The following is a 23766-nucleotide window of genomic DNA, read 5'->3' as shown; positions in this document are numbered from 1 at the left end:
TTGAATACATTTGCACTGTGAAATACATTAAAAACAGTGTTCTATTTGCAATTGTAGTATTGCTCTTTGTTTTGGGAAATCAAACCCAAGCTGTTGCTAATGTTGTCAATGAAGAAGCATCAAAACAATTTCACCAAACCGAAATCCAACAATCTGTTGGTACTTTACAATTACTCTCTGAAACTTTTTCTTTTCAATTTGTAAAAGAAAATAAGAATCAAACAAGTAGTTTATTCTTTTTTTATCCTGAAGAAACTATTACTTTTTTCAAAAGTAATTTTCCAAACTTTCTTTCAAGACAAGACCACAACCGTTGTGAGAAAGTTTCAATACTGCTTTTCCCCTATCATTTTTTCTGGTAAATCATTACGTTTTAATTTGAACAATTAAGTTACTATATCCTTTACATAGTAACCCATCTCACTTTTATATACTTAAAAAAAAATCAAAAAAAATGGAAACATCAACCACCTATATAGGATTGTTTTTAATCCTTTTAACAATTTTCCCAATCATTCTTTTGTTACGTAGTCAACACATTAATAAATCAAAAATTGAAACTATTTTAAAACAGCATAATCAAGGAAACTCAAAAGGATTCGACATCAGAGATCAAATAAATAACAAAATTGTTGCTTTTTCAAGTCAAAATAAAAGACTTGTTTTAATTGATTTAAACACAAAACCCGAGCAAGTGACTTTCAAAGATTTAAATGAAATCAATCATTGTGAAATCATCAGAGCATCGGAGCTTATTGAAAATGCAGCAACCCGAAAAGAACGAATAACTAAAGTGGAATTGATTTTAGAAAACACCAAAGAAAAATCAAAAACACCTTTTAAATTCTATGATTTTGATTATGAAAAACCCATTCAAATCAATTACTACCGTGACAATCAATTAGCTGAAAAATGGATGGATATTATTAAAAAAGCCATCTAATAATTAAAAAAGTGATTCTTAAAACGAGTCACTTTTTTTTGTCATGATAATTATCATTTTTTAATTGATAGTCCCCTTTTATCTTTGTTTTGTATTTTACTTCAAGGTGAAAAGTTAAGCGGAAATGAAAACATTGATTCTTAACTTTTTGCTATTTAAAATAAAAGAAATGTCTTTAATTCAAAAATATAATGTTCCGGGTCCGAGATACACTAGCTATCCAACAGTTCCTTATTGGAATGAGGCAATGTTTTCGGTTGCAGAATGGAAAGAAACACTAGAAAAATCATTTTTAGAAAGCAATACCTCTGAGGGAATTAGCTTGTATATTCATTTACCATTTTGCGAAAGTTTGTGCACTTTTTGCGGTTGCAACAAACGAATAACCAAACGTCATGATGTGGAACATCCTTACATTGAAGCGGTTTTAAAAGAATGGGAACTATATTGTGAACTATTACCTAAAAAACCAAGTATAAGAGAAATCCATTTAGGTGGTGGAACACCAACTTTTTTTTCACCTGAAAATTTAGAACAATTGATAAATGGTTTGTTTGAAAACGCAGTAAAACACGACGATTATGAATTTAGTTTTGAGGGACATCCGAACAATACATCGCGAACACATCTTCAAAAGTTGTATGATTTAGGCTTTCGTAGAGTGAGTTTTGGTGTACAGGATTATTCTGAAACAGTTCAAAAAGCCATTCATCGCATTCAATCGTTTCACAATGTTGCCAAAGTTACTTTTTGGGCACGAGAAATTGGTTATACTTCCATAGGTCATGATTTAATTTATGGTTTGCCATTTCAAACTGTTCAAGATGTGATAGATACCATCGATAAAACCAATTCGTTGCAACCTGATAGACTGGCTTTTTACAGTTATGCACATGTTCCTTGGATAAAAGGAAATGGTCAACGGGGTTTTAAAGACGAAGACATTCCAAAAGATGAAGAGAAACGTCAGTTGTATGAAATGGGAAAAAAACGACTTTCAGAAAATGGCTATCACGAAATTGGAATGGATCATTTTGCTTTAGCATCTGATAGCTTGTATCAATCATTTAAAAATGAAAAACTGCATCGCAATTTTATGGGATATACCTCTTCTAAAACACAAGTAATGATTGGGTTAGGTGTTTCTTCTATCAGCGATAGTTGGTATAGTTTTGCTCAAAATGCAAAAACCTTAGAAGACTATTATGATGCTTTAAATCTAAATCAATTGCCTGTTTTCAGAGGTCACATTTTAACTTCTGAAGATTTAATTATCAGAAAACACATTCTCAATTTAATGTGTCAATTTAAAACTTCTTGGACAGAATATGGTACTTACTTTTCTGAATTGCCTAGTGTTTTAGAACGATTACACGAAATGCAAATTGACGGTTTATTAGAAATAAATGACTCTTCAATTACTGTTACCGAATTAGGAAAAGCATTTGTTAGAAACATTTGCATGGCATTTGATTTAAGAATGACACGCAACAAACCGGAAACGGAATTGTTTTCTATGACGGTTTAATAAAATAGTGACTCTCTCCAAAATGTAACTTTTTTTGTAGTATTACGTAAAACTACTGATAAAAAAATTTTATGGGAAATTTTGGAAGTGCTCAAGCAATGATAACTGTTTTGAAGAACAACAAAGCATTGCTTGGTAATAGAAAATCATTGTTTCGCTCAAAAAAAGATTATATTTCTTCTAAAAGAACGTATGATTCCATTTCGGGTAAATTTTTTGATTATAAAACAGCTTCACCTGAATTATTAGAAGAAATAAGACAAAAGTTTATAAAAGAACGTAGAAAAGAGGCCATAAAAAATGGTTTACTACTCACTTTTATTATTTGTGTTTGTAGCTTTTTAACTTATCTATTTTTCATTTCTGAAACTAATTCTTTAAATAAAATTTCATATGAAATAGCACCTAAAGAAACAAAACAATTTCGTTTAATCATTAAAGACGGAGATGAATGGATTGATGCCGGAAAGTTTGAAAATGCTATTATTCAATATACTAGAGCGGCAAAATTATTTCCAAACCAATTTGAGGTGGAATACAGAATTTGCTTAGGATATAGTTATTTATGCAGATATGATCAAAAAGAATGTCAAAAGGGGAAAGAAATAGTATTACAAGCAATTGAAAAATATCCCAATGAAAATAAATTAAAAGAATTACTACAATTCTTTAGCGATTAATTCACAAAATAGAAAAGCCCGACAACTAATCGGGCTTTTTGCTTATAATTGAAACATTTAAATTTCTTGTAATTCGCTTTTAAAAGATTGGATTAATCTTTCTTGAATCTCATAAGGTACGCTTTCATAATGATCAAATGCCATTGTAATCTTAGCTCTACCTTGAGATAGCGAACGCAAATCGGAGGTAAACTCATGCATTTCAGCAATAGGAATTAAAGCTTTAATTTGTGTAAAATGTCCTTCAGCGTCTAAACCTTCAACCATGGAACGATGCGATTGAATAGCACTCATGATAGAACCGGTTATTTCTTCAGGTGCCGTAATCATTACTTTGTAAATTGGCTCTAATAATTTTGGACTGGCATTTATAAAATTTTCTTTAAAAGCCATCATTCCCGCTATTTTAAATGACAAATCATTGCTATCAACTGCGTGCATTTTTCCATCATAAACTATAACCCGAACGTCCTGAACATGCGAACCGGTGAGCGGACCTTCATGCATTTTTTCCATAATTCCTTTCAAAATGGAAGGATGAAAACGAGTATCGATAGCTCCACCAACAATACAATTATAATACACTAATTTTCCACCCCAAGGTAAATCAATTTCTTCTTTCCCTCTGATAGAAAAACCGGTAGGCTCAGGAATTCCTTCATACCAAGGTTCAATCTTCATCGCAATTTCTCCAAACTGTCCTGCTCCACCTGATTGTTTTTTGTGTCGATAAACGGTGTCGGCATCAGATTGAATTGTTTCTCGATAAGCTACTTTTGGTTTTTGAAAGCGAACTGATAATTTGTGTGAATTCTCTAATTTCCATTTGACAACCGCCAAATGGAGTTCGCCCTGACAATGAATCAATGTTTGATGTAACTCAGCAGAAACCTCCACTTTAATACTTGGATCTTCTTCAACTAATTGATGTAAAGCGGAAGATAATTTTTCTTCTTCCCCTTTTTTTGTTCCTTCAACTGCAATAGTAAAAGTTGGATTGGGAAACTGAATCGGTTTAATTTCAACCGGAAATCCGCGTTCGTGTAACGTATTGTTAGTATGCGTATTCTTAAGTTTCAGAGTAGCTCCAATATCGCCAGCAACTAATTCGTCAACAGGAATTCGTTTATTGCCTTCCATTTCAAAAAGTTGTGAAATTTTTTCAACTTGACCGGTATTTTCATTAGTCAATTCGTCGCCATTTTTTATTTTACCTGACAAAACTTTAAAGAAACTCAAATCGCCAATGTGAGGTTCTGTAATCGTTTTATAAACAAACAACGCTGTTTTTTCTTTTTCAGAACAGTTGATTTCTTTACCATCCACAGTGACTTGTTTAGGCATTTCAAAAGCTGATGGACAAACGTTATCAATGAATCCCATCAATCGACCTGCACCCATATTTAATTTTGCTGAAACACAAAAAACCGGAAATAATTCATGATTAATCAACGACTGATGCAAACCTAATTTCATTTCATCTTCATCTAACTCCCCTTTTTCAAAATAGTGTTCCATCAAGTTTTCATCATTTCCGGCAATTGTTTCAATCAATTCTTTGTGTAAACGATTTGCTTTTTCTTTTTCTGAATCAGGAATTGGTAATTTTTCCGGTTTACCACCTTGGTTAGAATAGCGATACATTACCATATTCAACACATCAATAACTGAATCAAAAGCAGCACCTTGGTTAACAGGATATTGCACTAGAACAATTTGATTCCCAAAATGTTCTTTGGCTTCAGCCACTGTTCTATCAAAATCTGATTTTTCATTATCCAATTGATTAACCGCAATAATTACAGGCAGTTTGTATTCATTGGTATACTGCCAAATGATATCGGTTCCTACCTCAACTCCCATTCTGGAATTTAAAACCATCAAACCACAATCGGCTACTCGCATGGCTGAAATTATTTCACCGGATAAATCATCATACCCCGGAGTGTCTAAAATATTGATTTTAAAACCTCTCCATTTTGAATTCATTAATTTTGAAAAAAGTGTCTTTCCCTTTTCATGTTCGATATCAGAATAATCGCCTATTGTATTTTGATCTTCAATGGTACCTCTTCGGTTGATAATTCCTGCTTCAAAAAGCATCGATTCAGCCAAAGTGGTTTTACCGCTTCCTGTATGTCCCAACAGTACTACATTTTTTACGTGATTGCTATCGAAATTTGCCATAATATTAATTTATTTAAAGGTTATATCATTATCAAATTTCATTAAATATAACGAAAAAAAATATGATATAAATCATTTTAAACCAGATAATTAAACCTAGTAAACCAATTCTTATAACTATAATTTTGTGAAATAAAAAAAATATTTTTTCAGAAATTAATTACTACAATCCGGATTGGCTTGTACAATCAAACTAGTAGTTTTTGGAGAAATATATGGAATGTCTAAACCCATTCCTCGAATGATGAATAAACTTCCGATAACGAACACCATAACGGGTATTAGTTTTTGAATTCGATTTCGAACAGGAACTGTAATAAAATTGGAAACCAAAACCACAGCACTCATCATGGGAATAGTGCCAATTCCAAAGAGAACCATATAGCTCACTCCCAACCATTCGTTTTGCATGGCAATAGCACCAAAAAGTGCAGCATAGACCATTCCGCAAGGTAAAAATCCATTTAACAAACCCATAGTAAATAAAGCGTCAAATGATTTTCTTTTAAATTGATTTCCTAAATGACTTTTTACTTTTGAAATCAATTTGAATATAGGTTTTGAAAAATTGTATTGTGCCATTTTCTTTTCAGGAACTACTACCAGTATTATCATTAAAATACCAACTGCAATAGAAATTTGCTGTTGCAATCCGGCTAAGAATAACCCTTTTCCTAAGATCCCAAAAAACAAGCCTAGTAAGCCATATGAAGTTAACCTTCCCAGATGATAAAGAAGTAGTTGAAACACTCTTTTAGATGGATTATTTCGATCAACAGGAAGCATCATCGCAATCGGACCACACATGCCGATGCAATGAAAACTACTTATTAAACCAAAAAGAAGAGCGGTGTATAGCATGTCTGTTCTCGGTTATCTGTTGTCTGATGTCTGTTGTCTGTTGTCTGATAACTATCAACAGACAATGGAATCACTTTTAAAGAAAAATTGTTTTTTTAGTTAAATATTCCATTCCTTCATATTTCCAATCAACAGAAATGTCCCAACGACCGCCTACCAAGTTACTTTTAGGTATGAGCAAATGTGAACCGGAAAGAGAAATCGGAATTTCAAAATCCAGCTTTTGGTTAGACGGTCGATAAAAGGACACTTTTCCTGTAATATTTTGATAATTTAACGTATCGGGAAAATAGATTTTCACTCCTTCTTCAAAGGTTTCTAAAGTTACTTTTTCTTTTAGATTGAGAGCATTTAACTCTTTTTCCATTTGTTTTTCAAAAACCAGTTCTTGTTTGTAATATTCATCAACAACCAATTCATGATCATAGGTTGTGTCAATCTGTACTTTGATAACAAAATACAATATAAATGAGATAAATAACACTATTGCAATTACTATTCCTGTTCCCCAATTGATTTTCATTTTTTTAAGTTTTACTGTGTTAGTTAAAGCTTCTTGGTCCCATGAAATTTGTTGTAGCGGTTTCAATTAAATTTTCACCATCAAAAACTTCAATTTTCAATTTTATTTTATCGCCTTCTAAATAGGCCGGATTAATTTCTATAAATAAGGTTCCTTTGGCAATGCCATCAGCTTTTACCTTCACTTTTGTTGCACCAACCACTTGAATTGTTCCTTTTGGTTCAAGTAACTTAAAGGTTATATTTTCAAATGTCTTGTTGGTTTTGTTGATAATCTTATAGGTATAAACATTACTAATATTTTCACCTTTATGTTCAAAAAGTTGTCCAGGTAAACGAAGAATAGTTGCCTCAACATCATTTCTTAAGAACAACATTCCTATTAATACACCAATCAATATGGTTAAAACTGCAGCATAACCTTTCATTCTATTGGTAAAAACAAATCTTTCTTTTTTTACGATTTCGTCTTCACTTGCATAGCGTATTAAACCTTTAGGAAGTCCGACACTTTCCATAATTGTATCACATTCATCTATACAGGCTGTACAGTTGATGCATTCTAATTGTGTTCCGTTGCGGATATCAATTCCGGTAGGACAAACGTGAACACATTGTTTACAATCTATACAATCACCTTTTCCAGTTGAAGCTCTGTCTTCCTGTTTATTGAATTTGGCTCGACCAATTTCTTTTTCACCTCGCACATAATCATAGGCTACATTTATGGATTTGTTATCCAATAAAACACCTTGCATTCTCCCGTAAGGACAAGCGATTATACACACTTGTTCTCTAAACCAAGCAAAAATGAAATAAAAAACAGCTGTAAAAATAAGCAACGCTATCAAAGTACCGGAGTGCAAAGCAGGTCCTTCTTTAATCATGAGTAACAATCTATCACTACTTACCAAATAGGCTAAAAAAACATTAGCAATCAAAAATGAAAAAATGAAAAACAAAATCCATTTGGATACCCTTTTTCTAATTTTTTCAGCATTCCATTCTTGTTTTTTTAATCTGATTTGTGCACCTCTATCACCATCAATCCAATACTCGATTCTACGAAAAACCATCTCCATAAATATTGTTTGCGGACAAAACCAGCCGCAAAAAATACGTCCAAATGCAACAGTAAATAAAGCCAACCCAACTACGCCAATAATCATTGAGATTACAAACAAGTGAAAATCTTGTGGCCAAAATGGAAAGCTGAAGATATTAAACCTTCGTTCCATTACATTAAACATCAAAAACTGGTGACCGTTTATCTTTATAAAAGGAGCCGCAAGTAAAAAGACAAGCAAAAAATAACTTAGTATTTTTCGTTTATCATAAAATGGGCCTTTGGGTTTTTTGGGAAAAATCCATGCTCTGTTACCTTCTTTATTGATGGTTCCTATAGTATCTCTAAAACTCTCGTCTTGAACTTTTGACATGGCTTTGGTAATATGTGACCAAATCCCGATTGCTCGGGATTTGGATTTAGTTTACTTTATTTTACTTCAACAGTTATTACCGTTGAGTCAGTTACAGTTTCTGCTTTGGGTGCACTTTCGTCAACCCAAATTTCCCCTTCAGGAGCTTTGGCATCTGGAGGATTGGTTCCTTGAAGTGACAAAATATAACTTGACACTTTTTGAATATCTGATGGTTTTATTTCAGCTTTCCAAGAAATCATTCCTTTTCCTTCTCTACCACCTTCCATGATGGTGTTAAAAACCTCTTTAATTCCGCCTCCCAAAATCCAATGTGCATCTGTTAAATTTGGTCCTATTGAGCCACCACCATCTGCTTTGTGACAAGCAACACACTTGGCGTCATAAATTGCTTTACCTTGTGCTAAAGATGTGGCATCGGTTAACAAGGTTACTTTATCTTTGTCCATTAAGTCAGGTGCCGTTAATTTGTATTTTTCAATTTCAGCTCGGGCAATTTCCATTTCCGTTTGAAATTCTTCTTCTTGCGTATAATCACCAATAACATGAAAACGAATCATATATACAAAAGCAAATAAAATAGTGATATAGAATAAATTTACCCACCATGGTGGTAATACATTATCTAATTCTTTGATGCCATCATAATCATGATCAAGCAAAACGTCGTGCTCTTCTTCTATTTCTTTTGAACGGGTTAATTTTTTCATTAAACCTTGATAAAACTTACCTTCAGTAAAGGGAATCTCTTGAGCTTCTTTTAGCTGTTTTTTCTGTTCCTCGGTTAATAGATGATAAGTAACATTATCAACGGCACTAACCACAATTTCAATGGCAATTAATAAAAATAGAAATACCACTAAAAAGAGACCTACCATTGGAAACTTTATAAATGCAGGTTGTTCACCTGAATCGATGAAATATTCCATTGCCCCCAATACGATGGCAAAAAGCAACGGAACTCTAACATATGATGGAATTATTTTTTTCATTTTCTTAAAATATAAAAATTACTATTTGTCTTCGTTTAATGGAATATCGCTCAATTCTTTAATTCTGTCTTTACTGTAGCTGAAAACCCAAATCAACAACATAACAAAGAATAAAAAGAAGATACTCAAAGAGATTATTGGATATATTTCTATCCCGGAAATGGAATCCATATGGTGTTTAATAAACTTGAGCATAACTATTTGTTTTGAACGGTTTCTTTTACTTTAATATCAGTTCCTAAACGCTGTAAATAGGCGATTAAGGCTACAATCTCTCTGTCTTTCATTGGAACAAATTCATCTCCTCTGGTTGCAGCATTCTTTTTACTTTCTTCATATGATTTTACAAAATCAGGATCTGAATGTAAATTTTTCTCAATTTCAGCTGACTGAATTTCAATCGATTGACGTGCATTTTTAATGTCCTCATCAGAATATGGAACTCCAAGAGATGCCATCACTTCCATTTTCTTTTCAATTAAAGAATGATCCATCGCTTCGTTATCATACATCCATTTGTAACCCGGCATAATTGATCCCGGCGAAGTGCTTTGTGGATCCCACATGTGATTGAAATGCCAACTATCGTTATATTTTGCTCCAATTCTATGTAAATCCGGACCCGTACGTTTTGAACCCCACAAGAAAGGATGATCATAAACATATTCACCAGCTTTTGAATGATCACCATAACGCACTACTTCAGAACGGAACGGACGAATCATTTGAGAGTGACATCCTACACAACCTTCACGGATATATAAATCTCTACCTTGTAATTCTAATGGAGAGTAAGGCTTAACAGAAGCAATAGTTGGAATGTTTGATTTCACTACTATAGTTGGAATAATTTGAATAATACCACCAATTAAAATCGCTACTAAAGATAAAACGGTAAATTGGATTGGTCTTCTTTCTAACCAAGCATGCCATTTTTCACCTTTCACTCTTTTTGGAGAAATTACAGCTAAGGCTGGTGCTTCAGCTAATTCATCTTCTACTTTTGAACCGGCAGAAACTGTTCTAACTATGTTATAAACTAATACTAGTAAACCAGCAACATATAAAGTTCCACCAATGGCACGCATCCAATACATTGGCATAATTTGCGTAACCGTTTCCAGGAAATTTCCATAAACTAAAGTTCCGTCCGGATTAAATTGTTTCCACATTGAAGCTTGAGTAAATCCGGCAACATACAGTGGTAATGCATATAATATAATTCCCAAAGTTCCAATCCAGAAATGGAAATTGGCTAATTTTTCAGAATATAATTTGGTTTTGGTCATTCGAGGAATCAACCAATAAATCATACCAAAAGTCATAAATCCATTCCAAGCTAAAGCTCCAACGTGAACGTGAGCAATAATCCAATCGGTAAAGTGAGCTATAGCGTTTACATTTTTTAAAGAAAGCATCGGGCCTTCAAAAGTTGCCATACCATAACCTGTGATTGCAACTACAAAAAATTTCAATACAGCATCCGTTCTAACTTTATCCCACACACCTCTTAGAGTAAGAAGTCCGTTAATCATACCACCCCAAGATGGAGCAATCAACATCACAGAGAAAACAACTCCCAAATTTTGAGCCCAGTCCGGTAAAGCTGTATATAATAAATGGTGAGGTCCGGCCCAGATATAGATAAAAATCAATGACCAAAAGTGAATGATAGATAATCGGTAGGAATATACCGGACGATTAGCCACTTTAGGAACAAAATAATACATTAATCCCAAAAATGGTGTCGTTAAGAAGAAGGCAACGGCATTATGACCATACCACCATTGCACCAAAGCATCTTGAACACCTGCATAAACCGAATAACTTTTTAAAGCGGAAACCGGAAGTGCTAAACTGTTAAAAATATGAAGAATAGCAACCGTTACAAACGTGGCAATGTAAAACCAAATGGCCACATAAATATGACGCTCTCTACGTTTTAGAATGGTCATAATCATATTAATACCAAATACCACCCAAATTAAAGCAATTGCAATATCGATTGGCCATTCTAATTCGGCATATTCCTTTGAAGATGTGATTCCTAATGGTAAAGTTATGGCTGCAGCAACAATAATAAATTGCCATCCCCAAAAGTTAATGTTACTCAATAAATCACTATACATCCTTGTTTTCAGCAATCGTTGCATTGAGTAATATACTCCGGCAAAAATGGCATTTCCAACGAAAGCAAAAATTACAGCGTTGGTATGTAAAGGTCTTAATCTACCAAAACTCAACCAAGAAATTCCATCGGTTAAGTTGGGAAATAAAAACATAATGGCCAATATGAGGCCTACTAACATTCCTACTACACCAAACAGGATACAGGCGTAGAGGAACTTCTTTACAATTTTGTTGTCGTAATAAAATTGTTGCATCTCCATAATTATACTTGTTTTTCTTTAATTGTTTGTATTGGTTTTTTGTTTGATTTAATTTTGAGTTCATCGTCAAAAAGCATTCTGACAGATGGTGTGTAGTCATCATCATATTGCCCGCTTCTTACCGCTCTGATAAAAGCATAGAGAAAAAAAACGGCCACAATAATACTGATGGTGATTAAAATATAAATGACGCCCATACCTTAAATTTATGTTAACAAAATTAGACTTACTCGATTTTATAAAATATGATAATTATCATGCAGGATTATTTTTTGTTGCGGGTTGAAAGTTACGGGTTGCGGGTTGCGAGTTTCGTGCATAAAAATTTGTCATAATCGTTACAAAACTTACTATAGTAATGGTACTCAATGGCATAATGATCGCTGCAACTAATGGTGATAAATTACCAGAAACTGCATAAGTCAATCCAACCACATTGTACGCTAAGGAAAGTCCGAAACTCATAAAAATCGTTTTCATAGCTTTTTTAGAATAATTCATAAAGAATCCAATTTTTTGAAACTGAGAAGCATCTAAAATTCCATCACAAGCGGGAGAAAAGACATTGACATTTTCGGAAATAGAAATTCCGATATTACTTTGTGCTAATGCTCCGGCATCATTTAAACCATCACCAATCATCATCACATTTTTGCCTTGCTTTTGAAGTTCTTCTATGTATTCTAGTTTTTGTTCCGGCTTTTGATTAAATACCAATTTTGTAGTGGATGGAAGCATTTTCTCCAATATTTTTCGTTCACCATCATTATCACCTGATAAAATAATAAGGTTGTACTTTTTTGATAATTGAAGAAATAACTGCTCTAAACCTTCTCGGTATTGGTTATTAAACACATAACTTCCTTTATAAACACCATTAATTTCTACATGCACTTTGGTTTTCTTATGCGTGTTTTCAGTCATAGTTTTTAAAAACTGTGAAGAACCCAATTTGATGGTATTGCCATCGATTTCGGCATAAATTCCTTTTCCAATTATTTCTTCAAAATGAGTTGGAATAAGTTTAATTTGGTTGGGAATAAATTCATACAACCGCCTGCTCAACGGATGATTGGAACCTCGAAGAGCATTGTTCAATAACTTTAAATCAAAATCATTTAAAGGAGTTCCTTCATAAGTGATAGCCGTTTTTTTATTGGTTGTAATAGTTCCTGTTTTATCAAAAACGATACTATCTACTTTGGCTAATTGTTCAATTACGATGGCATTTTTTAAATAGAATTTTCGTTTGCCTAAAATTCGCAACACATTTCCCAACGTAAAAGGGGCGGTTAATGCCAACGCACACGGACAAGCCACGATCAAAATTGCAGTAAACACATTGAAAGCCGTATTGGTATCGATAAAAATCCAATACAAAAAGGAAATAATTGCCAAACCAAGTAAAGCCGGCGTGAAATAACGACTGATTTTATCGGTGACTGTTTTGTGTTTTATATCAATTTTCTTTTGAAAAACATCGTTGCTCCACAATTGCGTAAGATAACTTTGGGAAACCGAAAAGAGCACTTCCATTTCGATGACTTTACCTATTTGTTTTCCGCCTGCGAAAATTTTATCACCTGATTTTTTTTCAATGGTAACTGCTTCGCCTGTGACGAAACTATAATCAATAGATGCTTTTTCGGAAATTAAAATGCCATCCACCGGAATTAATTCTTGGTTTCTAATTAAAAGTCGATCACCTTTCTGAATATCATAAACCTGAACAGAAGTTTCTGAACCATCTGCTAAAATCTTTGTTATTGCAATGGGAAAGTACGATTTGTAATCCCTTTCAAACGAAAGAAAATCGTATGTTTTTTGCTGAAATAATTTTCCTAAAAGCATAAAGAAAATCAGTCCGGTCATACTATCAAAAAAACCTTGACCGTAATCAAAAACGATATCAACCGTACTTCTGATAAACATCACCACAATTCCCAACGCGATCGGAATGTCGATGTTAAGCATTCCCGATTTGATGCTTTTATATGCCGAAACATAGTATCCGCTTGCCGAATAAAAAAAAGCCGGAAGCGAAATGGCAAATATCAACCAACGAAAAAATCCTCGGTATTCATTTATCCAATATTCTTCTACTTCAAAATATTCCGGAAAGGAAAGCAACATAATATTTCCGAAACAGAAAAAAGCAACGCCAATTTTATAAATCAAACTTCGGTCGATGACTTTTTTACCTTCATCAAAATTTTCTAAACTGATGTAAGGTTCATAACCAATGGAACAAAGAAGTTCAACAATTTTCTTGAGTGAAATTTCTTCGGGATTGAACGTAATTCTAACTTTCTTCTCCGGAAAATTTACTTGCGAAGTGTTTATTCCCTGCTGAAGTTTTTGTAGATTTTCCAAAATCCAAATACACGAACTACAGTGTATATGAGGAATATAGAGTGAAACAATATGAGTTGTATCCTCTTGAAACTCGAGAAGTTTTGTAACAATACTTTCATTGTCTAAAAAATCATATTTACCTTGAATATCTTGTGGAGTTGCACCCGGAGATGCTTGAAAATCGTAATAACACGTTAAATCATTTTGACTGAAAATTTCATAAACCGTTTTGCAACCGTTGCAACAGAAACTTTTTTCATCATAAATAATTTCTTCTTTTTTATTGATTTCAATACCACAATGGAAACAATTTCCAGTGTTCATAATTTGCTCATTTTACCTTTGACAAAGGTTAAAAATGGTTTAAATTTAAAATATGATATTTGTCATACATTGACTATCTTTGTTAGACCAATAAATTAGTTTATTATGAGTAAGTGTGAGCAATGCATCGTTAGAGAGTTTAGTTCGTTAAAAGCACTAAACAAAGATGAATTGATAAAAATGGCCAACTGCAAAACTTCCTACACCATTAAAAAAGGTGAAAACATTTTTGAAGAAGGTGAAACAGTAAATGGCATTTATTGCATCAAAGATGGCATCTGTAAACTCTCAAAACTCAGTGCCAACGGCAAAGACCAAATTGTTAAGTTAGTCAAATCAGGTGAATTGTTAGGACAACGTTCGATGATTAGTGATGAAGTTACTAATTTAAGTGCTGTTGCTTTGGAAGATATGGAGGTTTGCTTTATCCCGAAAAAAGAAATTCTTGGATTTTTTAATGAAAATAATCAGTTTTCGATGAATGTGATGAAAACGATTTGTGGTGATTTAAGAGAATCAGATGATCATATGGTTTCGATGGCACAGAAATCGGTAAAAGAACGATTAGCTGAAACCTTACTTTACTTAGAAGACACATTTGGCAAAAACGAAGATGGTTCACTTTACATTCAACTATCGCGTGAAGAATTGGCAGGAATGATTGGAACAGCTACTGAAAGTTGTATTCGATTATTATCTGAATTTAATAAAACGGGGTTGATTGATATAACCGGTAAAAAAATTACTATTCTTGATAGGAATAAATTGAAAAGAATGGCGGAGTAATTTTTTGGATAAAGTATATTTTAAAACTGTTTTTTTAAACAGTTTTTTTTTATTTTTAACCTTATTTTATTAAAATGAGTAAAATTCTACCTCCTATTTTCCACAAAAGAAAATACGAAATTCTTCTTTTTGCAATTTTATTACATTTATTCATCGGAATAGGTTGTAGTGATTTAGCTTTTTATGCCGATGTACTTTGGCCAATTAACATGTTTTTGCTGGGAGTTTCAAGTTTTGCTGTTTTTTACGAAAAAAATAAAACCAAACGATTTCTCAAAAATATACTTTCAGTTTTAGTCGTTTTACTTCCCATTTATTTAGTTTTTGTAACGCCAAATACTACAATTTTAGACTTAATCAGTTTGGTTCATATTGCTTTTTTTACAATCATCTTTATTGAAATTCTGCAATTTTTATTAAAACCGAGTTATATCAATGCAGATGTGGTGACTGCTTCGGCTTGTGGTTATTTGTTATTAATTGAAATTGGCATATTTTGTATGTTCTTTTTATACAATTTTATTCCGAATTCATTTAAAGGAATTGACGAGACAAATTTTACAACGGTTTATTTAGACATCGTTTATTTTTGTAGTGTATGTATTACCAGCATTGGTTTTGGGGACATCACTCCCAATAATCATTATGCAAAATTAGGTACATCGATGATGGGAATTGCAGGGCAATTTTACTCTGTTGTTTTGGTTGGAATTATGATTAGCAAATATGTTTCACATTCAGAAATAAAAAAATAATTTATGCACTCAGGAAGACATTATTCACTCAAAGAATTTTTATTTTGGACAAGAAGAGACATTTATGTGCTACTTCTTTTAGCCATAATCCCTACCCTACTTTTTCAGTTGTTTGAATGCAAATGGATGTCCATCCCGTGGGTTCCGATTGCTTTGGTTGGTACAGCTGCAGCCTTTATAATTGGTTTTAAAAATACGCAAACCTATAATCGCTTGTGGGAAGCTCGTCAAATTTGGGGAGCAATCGTCAATTCGAGTCGCTCTTGGGGAATAATGACAAAAGATTTTGTTATAGCGGATAAAACCATTCATCAGGAATTAATTTATCGTCATTGTGCTTGGTTGACTGCTTTGCGTTATCAATTGAGAGAACCCAGGAATTGGGAAAATATGACCAAAAGTTATAACGTTGAATACAGCCGTTTGTTTACTATTTTAGAAAAATCAATTCCGTTGGAGGAAGAATTAAAAAAATATTTATCCGAAGAAGAACAAAAGTACATCTTATCAAAAAAGAACAGAGCTACGCAACTCATTGCTTTTCAATCCAAGCGAATAGCCGAATTATATCAACAAGGAAAAATCGAAAATTTTCAATATGTTGAAATGGAAAAACGTTTAGCCGATTTATACGATCAACAAGGAAAATGCGAGCGAATTAAAAACTTTCCTTATCCACGGCAATTTGCCAGCATCAATTTATTCTTTATTTGGTTGTTTGTGATTTTATTACCGTTTGGTATGTTAAACGAATTTCAAAAATTGGGAGAGCATTATGTTTGGTTAACAATTCCTTTTAGCATAGTAGTTTCGTGGGTTTTTGTATCGATGGAAAAAGTAGGCGAAAGCACCGAAAATCCATTTGAAGGAAGTGCGAACGATGTTCCAATAACAGCGTTAAGCCGAACAATTGAAATCGATTTAAGAGATATGTTAGATGAAGAAAATCTTCCTTCGCCAATAACTGCAGAAAATAAAATTTTAATGTAAATCTAAAAAAACCAGTTATGGAAATTGAAAAAGTATTTAAAAACAACGAAAAATGGATTGCTGAAAAACTAGCGGTAGATGGCAATTATTTTGAAAATTTATCAAAAGGACAAAGCCCTGAAATTCTCTACATTGGTTGTTCCGATAGTCGGGTTACAGCCGAAGATTTAATGGGTGTGCAACCCGGAGAAGTTTTTGTGCACCGAAATATTGCCAATATGGTGATTAGTATCGATTTAAATGTAATGTCGGTTTTAAATTATGCCGTGGATCATTTGAAAGTAAATCACGTTGTGGTTTGCGGACATTATTTTTGCGGTGGCGTTAAAGCTGCAATGGAAGCCAAGGATCTAGGAATTTTAAATCCGTGGTTACGTAACATTCGCGATGTGTATCGTCTTCATAAAAAAGAATTGAATGCTATTACTGATGAAAACGCACGATATAATCGTTTAGTTGAATTGAATGTTCAGGAACAATGTGTCAATTTAATTAAAACTGCCGCCGTTCAAAAAGCGTATCGCGAAAGAAATTTGCAAGTTCACGGATGGGTTTTTGACATTCATTCCGGAAAATTAATCGATTTGAAAATTGACTTTAAAGAGGTTTTAAAAGATATTATGGAGATTTATAATTTGGGAGAGTAAATAAATATTTAAAATACAAATTATTTTGGCAACTTTTTTGCTTCTTCCCAAAACACATCCATTTCAGCTAAAGTCATATCTGAAAGGGGTTTTCCTAATTCACCTGCTTTACTTTCGAGGTACATAAACCGTTTCATGAATTTTTTGTTGGTTCGCTCCAAAGCATCTTCGGGATTGATTTTTAAAAACCGTGCATAATTGATCATCGAAAACAAAACATCGCCAAATTCGGCTTCCATTTTTTCAAAATTTCCTGATTTTACTTCTTCCTGAAATTCTGAAATTTCTTCCTGAACTTTATCCAAAACTTGATGTGGTTCTTCCCAATCAAAACCAACGCCTTTCACTTTGTCTTGAATTCGGCTTGCTTTAACAAGTGCTGGCAAGCTTTTCGGTACACCTTCCAAAACTGATTTTTTACCTTCTTTTAATTTTAGTTTTTCCCAATTTTGTTTCACTTCTTCTTCATTGGCAACAACCACATCTCCGTAAATGTGTGGATGACGATCTATTAATTTATCACAAATACTATTGGCTACATCTGCAATGTCAAAATCATTGGTTTCGCTACCGATTTTGGCATAAAAAACAATATGTAACAATAAATCACCCAATTCCTTTTTGATTTCCTGCAAATCGTTATCCAAAATGGCATCTCCTAATTCGTAGGTTTCTTCGATGGTAAGATGGCGTAAACTTTCTAAGGTTTGCTTTTTATCCCACGGACATTTTTCACGCAAATCGTCCATGATATCAAGTAATCTGCTAAAAGCTTGCAATTGTTGTTGTCTAGAATTCATAAATAAGGATTTGTGTAAAAATAAAAAATCCTGCTCGAAAGCAGGATTCAACTTCAATTAATTTATAAACATTATTCAGCCGGTTGTTCTTTCAATGCTTCCTCTAAAACTTCAAGAGTGATTAAACCTTTTGGTTGAAGTAAGTTATACCAATTGATAATTTTTTTAATATCTGATACATACACTCGCTCTTCATCAAAATCAGGTAATACTTCTCTGAAATAAGTGGTTAAAACGGCATTATCTTCTTTGTGAGAAATTGAAGGACCTTCATTTTCTTTGGTTGCGATTGCTTTAAAAACTTGAGCTAATTTTATCTCTTCATCATAAGTATAAACTGCAATTTCAGAAAGTAAACTTACGTTGCTACGCATTCCTACAGTTATTCTTTTTCCGTCTAATAGTGATTCTGCAACAAAACCTGTGCGAGTTTGTACTTTTAATTCAAATAATCCCGGTTTTCCTGAAATAGCTAATATTTTTTGTAAACTCATTTTTATTATTTTATATAATTTTTAATCGTTTTATTTTTTTAAATTGAAAAAAGTTATCTGCCTTTTTTGTTGAAAAATTTCATTTTATAGTCGGCTCTAATTTTACCTTCCATAATGTTTTGTAATCTTTTTTTAATTAATGTTTTCTTTAACGTAGAAAGTTTGTCTGTAAACAAAATCCCTTCAATATGATCGTATTCATGCTGAATAACTCTGGCGATTAACCCGTCAAATACTTCAGTTTTTGTGATAAAATCTTCTTCGCAGTATTCAATTGTAATTTTTCCTTTTCGGTAAACATCCTCCCTTACATCAGGAATACTCAAACAACCTTCATTAAATCCCCATTCTTCACCTTCTTCTTTCAGAATTTTAGCATTTATAAACGTTTTTTTGAATGACTTTAATTGTTCTTTTTCCAATTCATTCAAATCATCACTTTCACTGAAAGGTTCTGTATCTACTATAAATAACCTGATTGCTAAACCAATTTGTGGAGCAGCCAAACCAACGCCATAAGCATTGTGCATGGTTTCATACATGGTTTCAATTAATTCTTTAAGTTTTGGATAATCCGAAGCAATTGGTTCGCCAACTTTTCGCAATACCGGATCTCCGTAGCCTACAATGGGTAAAATCATTAATGAGAATTTAAAAGTATTCAAAAACTTTTTTGTAAATCAGGATGCAAAAGTAATAAAAGATTTCTTTTTTAAGTGGTTTGAATTAAAATGAAAATTAAAACATTTTGCGAGTCAAATAATCTTGGAGCAAAATAGTGGCCGCAATTTCATCAACCAATCCTTTGTTTTGTCTTTGTTTTTTACTCAAACCACTGTCAATCATAGTTTGAAACGCCATTTTAGAAGTGAATCGTTCATCCACACGAACTACTTTCATTTCCGGAAATTCTGTAGCAAAAGTTGCTACAAATTTTTCGATGATTGGTGCACTTTCCGATGGTAAACCATTCATTTGTTTGGGTTCGCCTATTAAAACTACCGCCACTTTTTCTTTAGAAAAATAATCTTTCAAAAAGGAAATCAACGTTTCAGAGGGAATCGTTGTTAAACCCGATGCAATAATTTGTAGTTCATCGGTAACAGCAATTCCGGTTCGTTTGATTCCGTAATCTATAGCGAGAATTCGAGGCATTATTTTTTTTTTTGTAAAGATATGTTTTTGGTAGGTAGAAAATAAAACAATCCTCTTTTTCAAGAGGATTTATCAATTTATTTTATTGCTTTAAATCTAGCTAGTGGTGCCATTCTCGCTTTATTAAGTGACATGTTTTCACCATTCAAACTATAATTGTCGACCAATTCTAAAACTGCTGCAAACTCTTGTTCTGTTAACAAATCCGGACAAGCCATCATGGTAGATGCTCCTTTTGAAAATTTAATTCGCAAAGCATCTTCTTTTAATTCATAGCCTCCCATCATGTTATTACAACCCGCAAAAGCCGCATAACGATTTTCCGCATTTAACTGTAAAAACATTTCTTTTGTTGACTTATTTTTATTTTCAACCGGTTTTCCATTCAATTCAATCAATTGCCATTTTGTATCGCGAATTGAATATGATTTAGTTGTTGATTTTTCAGAAGTATTTTGAGCTACAGGAGCTTCGCCTTTGGTTAAAACATACTTATCAGCCAAATTACCTTCAATTTTATTTCCTTCTAAATCTAGTTGAGTTAACGTATTTTCTCCAACAAAATAGTGAGTTGGTCCATTCTCGATACCTTCTAAAATAATAGTATTACCAGCTTCGTTCCAAGAATAAACACCTCTTTGCTCATAAACTTTAGCATCTTTTTTACCTAAATATTTCGTTTTCAAAACATAATTTTTTTCATCTTCTAATGAAATTGAAGTTTCAATACCTTCACAATCTGCACATGGTGTTACTCCGGAATAATGGCCCATATAATCCAATGAAGTTTTAGCTGTATGCATATCCGGTTTTACAACTTCCATAGAATCTGATACTTCTTCTGCACTATCTTGTGCTTTTTCTTTTTTAGCACAACTAATCATAATAACCACTAGAGTTGCAATAAAATAAAATTTTGTTTTCATGATTTTAAGATTTTAGTAATTCTAACAAATTTAATAAAAAATGTTTTTGATTTTCCTCTCTTTTACAAAAACCAAACCACTTTATATTTTAAAAGATTTTATCTTTGTTGAAATTTTAAAAAAAGATGACCGAATTAAGAGACATTATAGAAAAAGCTTGGGAAAACAGAGCTTTATTGCAAGAAGAAACCACAACAACTGCAATTAGAAAAGTTATTGATTTGTTGGATTCCGGAAGTCTTCGTGTTGCTGAACCAACAACTGATGGGTGGCAAGTGAACGAATGGGTAAAAAAAGCTGTAGTTATGTATTTCCCTATTCAAAAAATGGAAACATTGGAAGCAGGCATTTTTGAATACCACGATAAAATTCCGTTGAAACACGGTTATGCCGAAAAAGGAATTCGTGTAGTTCCAAATGCTGTAGCCAGACATGGAGCTTATATTTCTAAAGGTGTAATTCTAATGCCAAGCTATGTGAATATTGGAGCTTATGTGGACGAAGGAACTATGGTTGACACCTGGGCTACCGTTGGAAGTTGTGCTCAAATTGGTAAAGACGTACATTTAAGTGGTGGTGTTGGAATTGGTGGTGTTTTAGAACCCCTTCAAGCGGCTCCTGTTATTATTGAAGACGGTGCATTTATTGGCTCAAGATGTATCGTTGTTGAAGGTGTTAGAGTTGAAAAAGAAGCCGTACTTGGTGCAAATGTTGTTTTGACAGGTTCCACTAAAATTATTGATGTAACTGGAGCAACTCCTATTGAATATAAAGGTATTGTTCCCGCAAGATCAGTAGTGATTCCGGGAAGTTATACAAAAAAGTTTCCTGCCGGAGATTTTCAAGTTCCGTGTGCTTTGATTATTGGAACACGTAAACCATCAACTGATTTGAAGACAAGTTTGAATGATGCTTTGAGAGAATATAACGTTGCAGTTTAATTATATATAAAAATGTCTTAGTAAATTTTAAATAGTACTAAGACATTTTTTTTAATTCTTTTTTATCCCAAAAGGAGTCCATTTAATTTTTTTATCACGAACTTCTTTTCTGATTGCAAGATTAGCCGCTAAGGATTCCGGAGTTTTATAACCTCTTGCATGATCAAGATGTAAAACAATTGCTTTATGTCTGATTTGTTTTCCTCTTATACCATAGTTTTCCAGTCGTTCACCAAATTCTCTATCAGGTCCTCCATATTTCATACGTTCATCGTAACCATTGATGGCAATCATATCTTCTTTAAATCCTGAAGAATTACAATTATTAAACGAAGGTGTTGTGGGTGAAATTACATCTAAAATGGTTGCAAGAAAATTGTTTGCACCCAATTTTAATTTATTTGATAAATTCAATTTTTCAATTGAAGATAGCCATTTTACATTAAAACAAATGTTTGATAAAATATCGTCTTTAGTGATTTTTTTACTGGCTTTCATTCCTAATTTGCAATATCCTCCTGACAAAAACCTTCCCTTTTCAGCATATTTAACATGAACTTCAACAAAATCTTTTCTAGGAATGCAATCACCGTCAGTCATGATAATGTATTCATGCTTTGCATCAGGAATAGCAACATTCAAAATTTCTTGTCTACGATAACCTAAATCTTCATGCCACAAATGACGCAGTGGAACCGGATAATTAGCGGCATAAGTATCAATTAATTCTTTTGTTAATTCTCTTGAACCATCATCAGCAATAATAACTTCAAAATTTTTATAGGTTTGATTACTATAGCCAATTAATACTTTTTCTAACCATTCTTCGGCATTGTAGGTACTAACTATTACAGATACTTGCATTTATGATAATTTAATTGGGACAAAATTACATTTATTTTTACTGTCAACCCATAATCATTTTGAATTAAATTAAAAATTAATGTTTAAAATTGAATCAGAGATTGTTAAATGAAATATAGTAAACCAGGTAGTTTTACTTATATTTGAACACAAATAAAAGAACTTATCTAATAGCTTTTGATAAATTTGCAACCATAATGATTAATAAGAATAGTATGGGTTTTGATATTGATGCAGTGATAACTTGGGTTGATGGAAATGATGAAAAGCATATTGAAAAACTAGCTCAATATGTAGAAAATAAATCGTCACTTCAATCAAAAGGATTTCTAACTCGTTTTTATCAAGTTAATGAAATTGAATTTTGTATTAAATCAATTCAAAAATACGCTCCTTATGTTCGAAATATTTATGTTGTTACCGATAACCAAACGCCACCTTTTTTAATTAATAGTAATGATTTTCAAAATGTTATTGTAGTAGATCATAAAACTATTTTTAAAGGTTATGAAAATTATTTACCTGTTTTTAATAGCAATTCAATTGAAACAATGATTAGTAGAATTCCTGATTTAGCAGAACATTTTATCTATTTTAATGATGATATGCTGCTAATAAATGAAACGAAGCCGTCTGATTTTTTTTCTGAAAAAAGAGAGCCGGTTCTCAGAGGACGTTGGAATAATTATGAATCAGACCAACTGAAAAAAATTTTAGAATCTATCGGTCTCAAGAAAAAAAGAATTTCAAAATTAGGTTATAAAAAAGCTCAAGAAAACATTGCCAAAATTCTGAATTTTAAAAAATATTTAAAAGTAAATCACACCCCTTTTCCAATGAGAAAATCAATAATTAATGATTTTCTTGATAAAAATGAAACTATTTTGGTTAACAATATAAAGCATCGATTTAGAGATGCTTCCTATTTTATGATCCAAGCTTTAGCTGCTCATTTAGAAATTCAGAATAAAAGTTATACGTTAAAGAACGATTTTCAGTTAGTCCATTTTGGCTCATCAGATAAACCTTTATTTTGGTTAAAACTAAAATTGAATTCAATTGAAAATAATACTAACAAGTTGTTTTTAAATATTCAAAGTTTGGACTTATATCCTCAAAAAAAACTAGATTACATTTTAAAATGGTTAAAAAAGCATATGTCATAAATCAATCAAAAAATTTAAAAA

At 32.5% G+C, this 23766-nt stretch carries 25 protein-coding genes; 10 read left to right on the top strand and 15 right to left on the bottom strand.

All coding sequences use genetic code 11. The features are described from left to right. The first annotated feature begins 17 nt into the window (after positions 1-17). From IEV15_RS09530 to IEV15_RS09515, 4 genes are all read left to right on the top strand, one after another. Positions 18-362, top strand: a complete 345-nt coding sequence (locus tag IEV15_RS09530; RefSeq protein ID WP_188362294.1) for a hypothetical protein — start codon at positions 18-20, stop codon at positions 360-362. 92 nt (positions 363-454) lie between these two features. Next, positions 455-943, top strand: a complete 489-nt coding sequence (locus tag IEV15_RS09525; protein ID WP_188362293.1) for a hypothetical protein — start codon at positions 455-457, stop codon at positions 941-943. Positions 944-1112: 169 nt separating this feature from the next. Next, positions 1113-2471 carry an oxygen-independent coproporphyrinogen III oxidase gene (hemN, locus tag IEV15_RS09520; RefSeq protein ID WP_229734129.1) on the top strand — a complete coding sequence of 453 codons (1359 nt, stop codon included), beginning with the start codon at positions 1113-1115 and terminating at the stop codon, positions 2469-2471. A gap of 71 nt (positions 2472-2542) precedes the next feature. Further along, positions 2543-3151 (top strand): hypothetical protein, encoded by a 609-nt coding sequence (locus IEV15_RS09515; protein WP_188362291.1) that lies wholly within the window; start codon positions 2543-2545, stop codon positions 3149-3151. 57 nt (positions 3152-3208) lie between these two features. Here the strand turns inward: IEV15_RS09515 and IEV15_RS09510 are convergent, their stop codons facing one another. The 9 genes from IEV15_RS09510 to IEV15_RS09470 form a co-directional block, all read right to left on the bottom strand. Further along, complete coding sequence (locus IEV15_RS09510; protein WP_188362290.1) at positions 3209-5338, bottom strand: elongation factor G; 2130 nt, start codon at positions 5336-5338, stop codon at positions 3209-3211. A gap of 156 nt (positions 5339-5494) precedes the next feature. Then, a complete protein-coding gene (locus IEV15_RS09505) occupies positions 5495-6199 on the bottom strand; it encodes a sulfite exporter TauE/SafE family protein (RefSeq protein WP_188362289.1) in 705 nt (234 codons plus the stop codon). A 76-nt stretch (positions 6200-6275) separates the two neighbouring features. Beyond that, positions 6276-6722 carry a FixH family protein gene (locus tag IEV15_RS09500; RefSeq protein WP_188362288.1) on the bottom strand — a complete coding sequence of 149 codons (447 nt, stop codon included), beginning with the start codon at positions 6720-6722 and terminating at the stop codon, positions 6276-6278. Between the two features lie 19 nt (positions 6723-6741). After that, positions 6742-8160, bottom strand: a complete 1419-nt coding sequence (gene ccoG, locus IEV15_RS09495; RefSeq protein WP_188362287.1) for a cytochrome c oxidase accessory protein CcoG — start codon at positions 8158-8160, stop codon at positions 6742-6744. A gap of 56 nt (positions 8161-8216) precedes the next feature. Beyond that, positions 8217-9152 (bottom strand): cbb3-type cytochrome c oxidase N-terminal domain-containing protein, encoded by a 936-nt coding sequence (locus IEV15_RS09490; RefSeq protein ID WP_188362286.1) that lies wholly within the window; start codon positions 9150-9152, stop codon positions 8217-8219. Between the two features lie 21 nt (positions 9153-9173). Beyond that, the gene (locus IEV15_RS09485) at positions 9174-9347 is read right to left on the bottom strand and encodes a CcoQ/FixQ family Cbb3-type cytochrome c oxidase assembly chaperone (RefSeq protein ID WP_188362285.1); all 174 of its coding nucleotides are present in this window, start codon (positions 9345-9347) and stop codon (positions 9174-9176) included. A 2-nt stretch (positions 9348-9349) separates the two neighbouring features. Further along, complete coding sequence (gene ccoN / locus IEV15_RS09480; protein ID WP_188362284.1) at positions 9350-11542, bottom strand: cytochrome-c oxidase, cbb3-type subunit I; 2193 nt, start codon at positions 11540-11542, stop codon at positions 9350-9352. A 2-nt stretch (positions 11543-11544) separates the two neighbouring features. Continuing rightward, positions 11545-11739 (bottom strand): cbb3-type cytochrome oxidase assembly protein CcoS, encoded by a 195-nt coding sequence (ccoS, locus tag IEV15_RS09475; protein ID WP_188362283.1) that lies wholly within the window; start codon positions 11737-11739, stop codon positions 11545-11547. 58 nt (positions 11740-11797) lie between these two features. After that, positions 11798-14221 carry a heavy metal translocating P-type ATPase gene (locus tag IEV15_RS09470; protein WP_188362282.1) on the bottom strand — a complete coding sequence of 808 codons (2424 nt, stop codon included), beginning with the start codon at positions 14219-14221 and terminating at the stop codon, positions 11798-11800. Between the two features lie 105 nt (positions 14222-14326). Between IEV15_RS09470 and IEV15_RS09465 the strand changes: the two genes are divergently transcribed. From IEV15_RS09465 to IEV15_RS09450, 4 genes are all read left to right on the top strand, one after another. After that, positions 14327-15007, top strand: coding sequence for a Crp/Fnr family transcriptional regulator (locus tag IEV15_RS09465; protein ID WP_188362281.1), 681 nt, complete (start codon positions 14327-14329; stop codon positions 15005-15007). A 74-nt stretch (positions 15008-15081) separates the two neighbouring features. Next, positions 15082-15762: an ion channel gene (locus IEV15_RS09460; protein ID WP_188362280.1), complete on the top strand. Its 681-nt coding sequence runs from the start codon at positions 15082-15084 to the stop codon at positions 15760-15762. Between the two features lie 3 nt (positions 15763-15765). Next, complete coding sequence (locus IEV15_RS09455) at positions 15766-16752, top strand: bestrophin family protein (protein ID WP_188362279.1); 987 nt, start codon at positions 15766-15768, stop codon at positions 16750-16752. A 17-nt stretch (positions 16753-16769) separates the two neighbouring features. Next, complete coding sequence (locus IEV15_RS09450) at positions 16770-17399, top strand: carbonic anhydrase (protein ID WP_188362278.1); 630 nt, start codon at positions 16770-16772, stop codon at positions 17397-17399. A 20-nt stretch (positions 17400-17419) separates the two neighbouring features. Here the strand turns inward: IEV15_RS09450 and mazG are convergent, their stop codons facing one another. The 5 genes from mazG to IEV15_RS09425 all read right to left on the bottom strand — a co-directional run bounded on the left by mazG (position 17420) and on the right by IEV15_RS09425 (position 20774). After that, positions 17420-18199, bottom strand: coding sequence for a nucleoside triphosphate pyrophosphohydrolase (gene mazG, locus IEV15_RS09445; protein ID WP_188362277.1), 780 nt, complete (start codon positions 18197-18199; stop codon positions 17420-17422). Between the two features lie 71 nt (positions 18200-18270). Then, entirely contained in the window at positions 18271-18693 is a 423-nt protein-coding gene (locus tag IEV15_RS09440) for a DUF5606 family protein (RefSeq protein ID WP_188362276.1), read from the bottom strand. Positions 18694-18746: 53 nt separating this feature from the next. Further along, entirely contained in the window at positions 18747-19334 is a 588-nt protein-coding gene (gene def / locus IEV15_RS09435; RefSeq protein ID WP_188362275.1) for a peptide deformylase, read from the bottom strand. Positions 19335-19431: 97 nt separating this feature from the next. After that, positions 19432-19848, bottom strand: a complete 417-nt coding sequence (gene ruvX, locus IEV15_RS09430) for a Holliday junction resolvase RuvX (protein WP_188362274.1) — start codon at positions 19846-19848, stop codon at positions 19432-19434. Between the two features lie 77 nt (positions 19849-19925). After that, positions 19926-20774 (bottom strand): copper resistance protein NlpE N-terminal domain-containing protein, encoded by an 849-nt coding sequence (locus tag IEV15_RS09425; RefSeq protein WP_188362273.1) that lies wholly within the window; start codon positions 20772-20774, stop codon positions 19926-19928. Positions 20775-20899: 125 nt separating this feature from the next. Between IEV15_RS09425 and IEV15_RS09420 the strand changes: the two genes are divergently transcribed. Continuing rightward, positions 20900-21715 (top strand): 2,3,4,5-tetrahydropyridine-2,6-dicarboxylate N-succinyltransferase, encoded by an 816-nt coding sequence (locus tag IEV15_RS09420; RefSeq protein ID WP_188362272.1) that lies wholly within the window; start codon positions 20900-20902, stop codon positions 21713-21715. A 51-nt stretch (positions 21716-21766) separates the two neighbouring features. Here the strand turns inward: IEV15_RS09420 and IEV15_RS09415 are convergent, their stop codons facing one another. Then, complete coding sequence (locus IEV15_RS09415) at positions 21767-22579, bottom strand: glycosyltransferase family 2 protein (protein WP_188362271.1); 813 nt, start codon at positions 22577-22579, stop codon at positions 21767-21769. 197 nt (positions 22580-22776) lie between these two features. Between IEV15_RS09415 and IEV15_RS09410 the strand changes: the two genes are divergently transcribed. Next, the gene (locus IEV15_RS09410; RefSeq protein ID WP_188362270.1) at positions 22777-23745 is read left to right on the top strand and encodes a stealth family protein; all 969 of its coding nucleotides are present in this window, start codon (positions 22777-22779) and stop codon (positions 23743-23745) included. Positions 23746-23766: the final 21 nt, after the last annotated feature.

The sequence above is a fragment of the Flavobacterium orientale genome (assembly GCF_014638005.1).
Classification (GTDB): domain Bacteria; phylum Bacteroidota; class Bacteroidia; order Flavobacteriales; family Flavobacteriaceae; genus Flavobacterium; species Flavobacterium orientale.
Note: the sequence above shows the minus strand (reverse complement) of the source record. Positions and strands in the feature narration are given on the sequence as shown.

What these genes read in the sequence shown, in the direction of transcription:
- IEV15_RS09465 (WP_188362281.1), top strand. Translation starts at nt 14,327, where the DNA reads ATGAGTAAGTGTGAGCAATGCATCGTTAGAGAGTTTAGTTCGTTAAAA.
- IEV15_RS09420 (WP_188362272.1), top strand. Translation starts at nt 20,900, where the DNA reads ATGACCGAATTAAGAGACATTATAGAAAAAGCTTGGGAAAACAGAGCT.
- IEV15_RS09425 (WP_188362273.1), bottom strand. Translation starts at nt 20,774, where the DNA reads ATGAAAACAAAATTTTATTTTATTGCAACTCTAGTGGTTATTATGATT.
- IEV15_RS09500 (WP_188362288.1), bottom strand. Translation starts at nt 6,722, where the DNA reads ATGAAAATCAATTGGGGAACAGGAATAGTAATTGCAATAGTGTTATTT.
- ruvX (WP_188362274.1), bottom strand. Translation starts at nt 19,848, where the DNA reads ATGCCTCGAATTCTCGCTATAGATTACGGAATCAAACGAACCGGAATT.
- IEV15_RS09510 (WP_188362290.1), bottom strand. Translation starts at nt 5,338, where the DNA reads ATGGCAAATTTCGATAGCAATCACGTAAAAAATGTAGTACTGTTGGGA.
- ccoN (WP_188362284.1), bottom strand. Translation starts at nt 11,542, where the DNA reads ATGGAGATGCAACAATTTTATTACGACAACAAAATTGTAAAGAAGTTC.
- IEV15_RS09470 (WP_188362282.1), bottom strand. Translation starts at nt 14,221, where the DNA reads ATGAACACTGGAAATTGTTTCCATTGTGGTATTGAAATCAATAAAAAA.
- IEV15_RS09410 (WP_188362270.1), top strand. Translation starts at nt 22,777, where the DNA reads ATGATTAATAAGAATAGTATGGGTTTTGATATTGATGCAGTGATAACT.
- IEV15_RS09515 (WP_188362291.1), top strand. Translation starts at nt 2,543, where the DNA reads ATGGGAAATTTTGGAAGTGCTCAAGCAATGATAACTGTTTTGAAGAAC.
- IEV15_RS09505 (WP_188362289.1), bottom strand. Translation starts at nt 6,199, where the DNA reads ATGCTATACACCGCTCTTCTTTTTGGTTTAATAAGTAGTTTTCATTGC.
- IEV15_RS09450 (WP_188362278.1), top strand. Translation starts at nt 16,770, where the DNA reads ATGGAAATTGAAAAAGTATTTAAAAACAACGAAAAATGGATTGCTGAA.
- IEV15_RS09460 (WP_188362280.1), top strand. Translation starts at nt 15,082, where the DNA reads ATGAGTAAAATTCTACCTCCTATTTTCCACAAAAGAAAATACGAAATT.
- IEV15_RS09440 (WP_188362276.1), bottom strand. Translation starts at nt 18,693, where the DNA reads ATGAGTTTACAAAAAATATTAGCTATTTCAGGAAAACCGGGATTATTT.
- ccoG (WP_188362287.1), bottom strand. Translation starts at nt 8,160, where the DNA reads ATGTCAAAAGTTCAAGACGAGAGTTTTAGAGATACTATAGGAACCATC.
- IEV15_RS09485 (WP_188362285.1), bottom strand. Translation starts at nt 9,347, where the DNA reads ATGCTCAAGTTTATTAAACACCATATGGATTCCATTTCCGGGATAGAA.
- mazG (WP_188362277.1), bottom strand. Translation starts at nt 18,199, where the DNA reads ATGAATTCTAGACAACAACAATTGCAAGCTTTTAGCAGATTACTTGAT.
- IEV15_RS09525 (WP_188362293.1), top strand. Translation starts at nt 455, where the DNA reads ATGGAAACATCAACCACCTATATAGGATTGTTTTTAATCCTTTTAACA.
- def (WP_188362275.1), bottom strand. Translation starts at nt 19,334, where the DNA reads ATGATTTTACCCATTGTAGGCTACGGAGATCCGGTATTGCGAAAAGTT.
- hemN (WP_229734129.1), top strand. Translation starts at nt 1,113, where the DNA reads ATGTCTTTAATTCAAAAATATAATGTTCCGGGTCCGAGATACACTAGC.
- IEV15_RS09455 (WP_188362279.1), top strand. Translation starts at nt 15,766, where the DNA reads ATGCACTCAGGAAGACATTATTCACTCAAAGAATTTTTATTTTGGACA.
- IEV15_RS09490 (WP_188362286.1), bottom strand. Translation starts at nt 9,152, where the DNA reads ATGAAAAAAATAATTCCATCATATGTTAGAGTTCCGTTGCTTTTTGCC.
- ccoS (WP_188362283.1), bottom strand. Translation starts at nt 11,739, where the DNA reads ATGGGCGTCATTTATATTTTAATCACCATCAGTATTATTGTGGCCGTT.
- IEV15_RS09415 (WP_188362271.1), bottom strand. Translation starts at nt 22,579, where the DNA reads ATGCAAGTATCTGTAATAGTTAGTACCTACAATGCCGAAGAATGGTTA.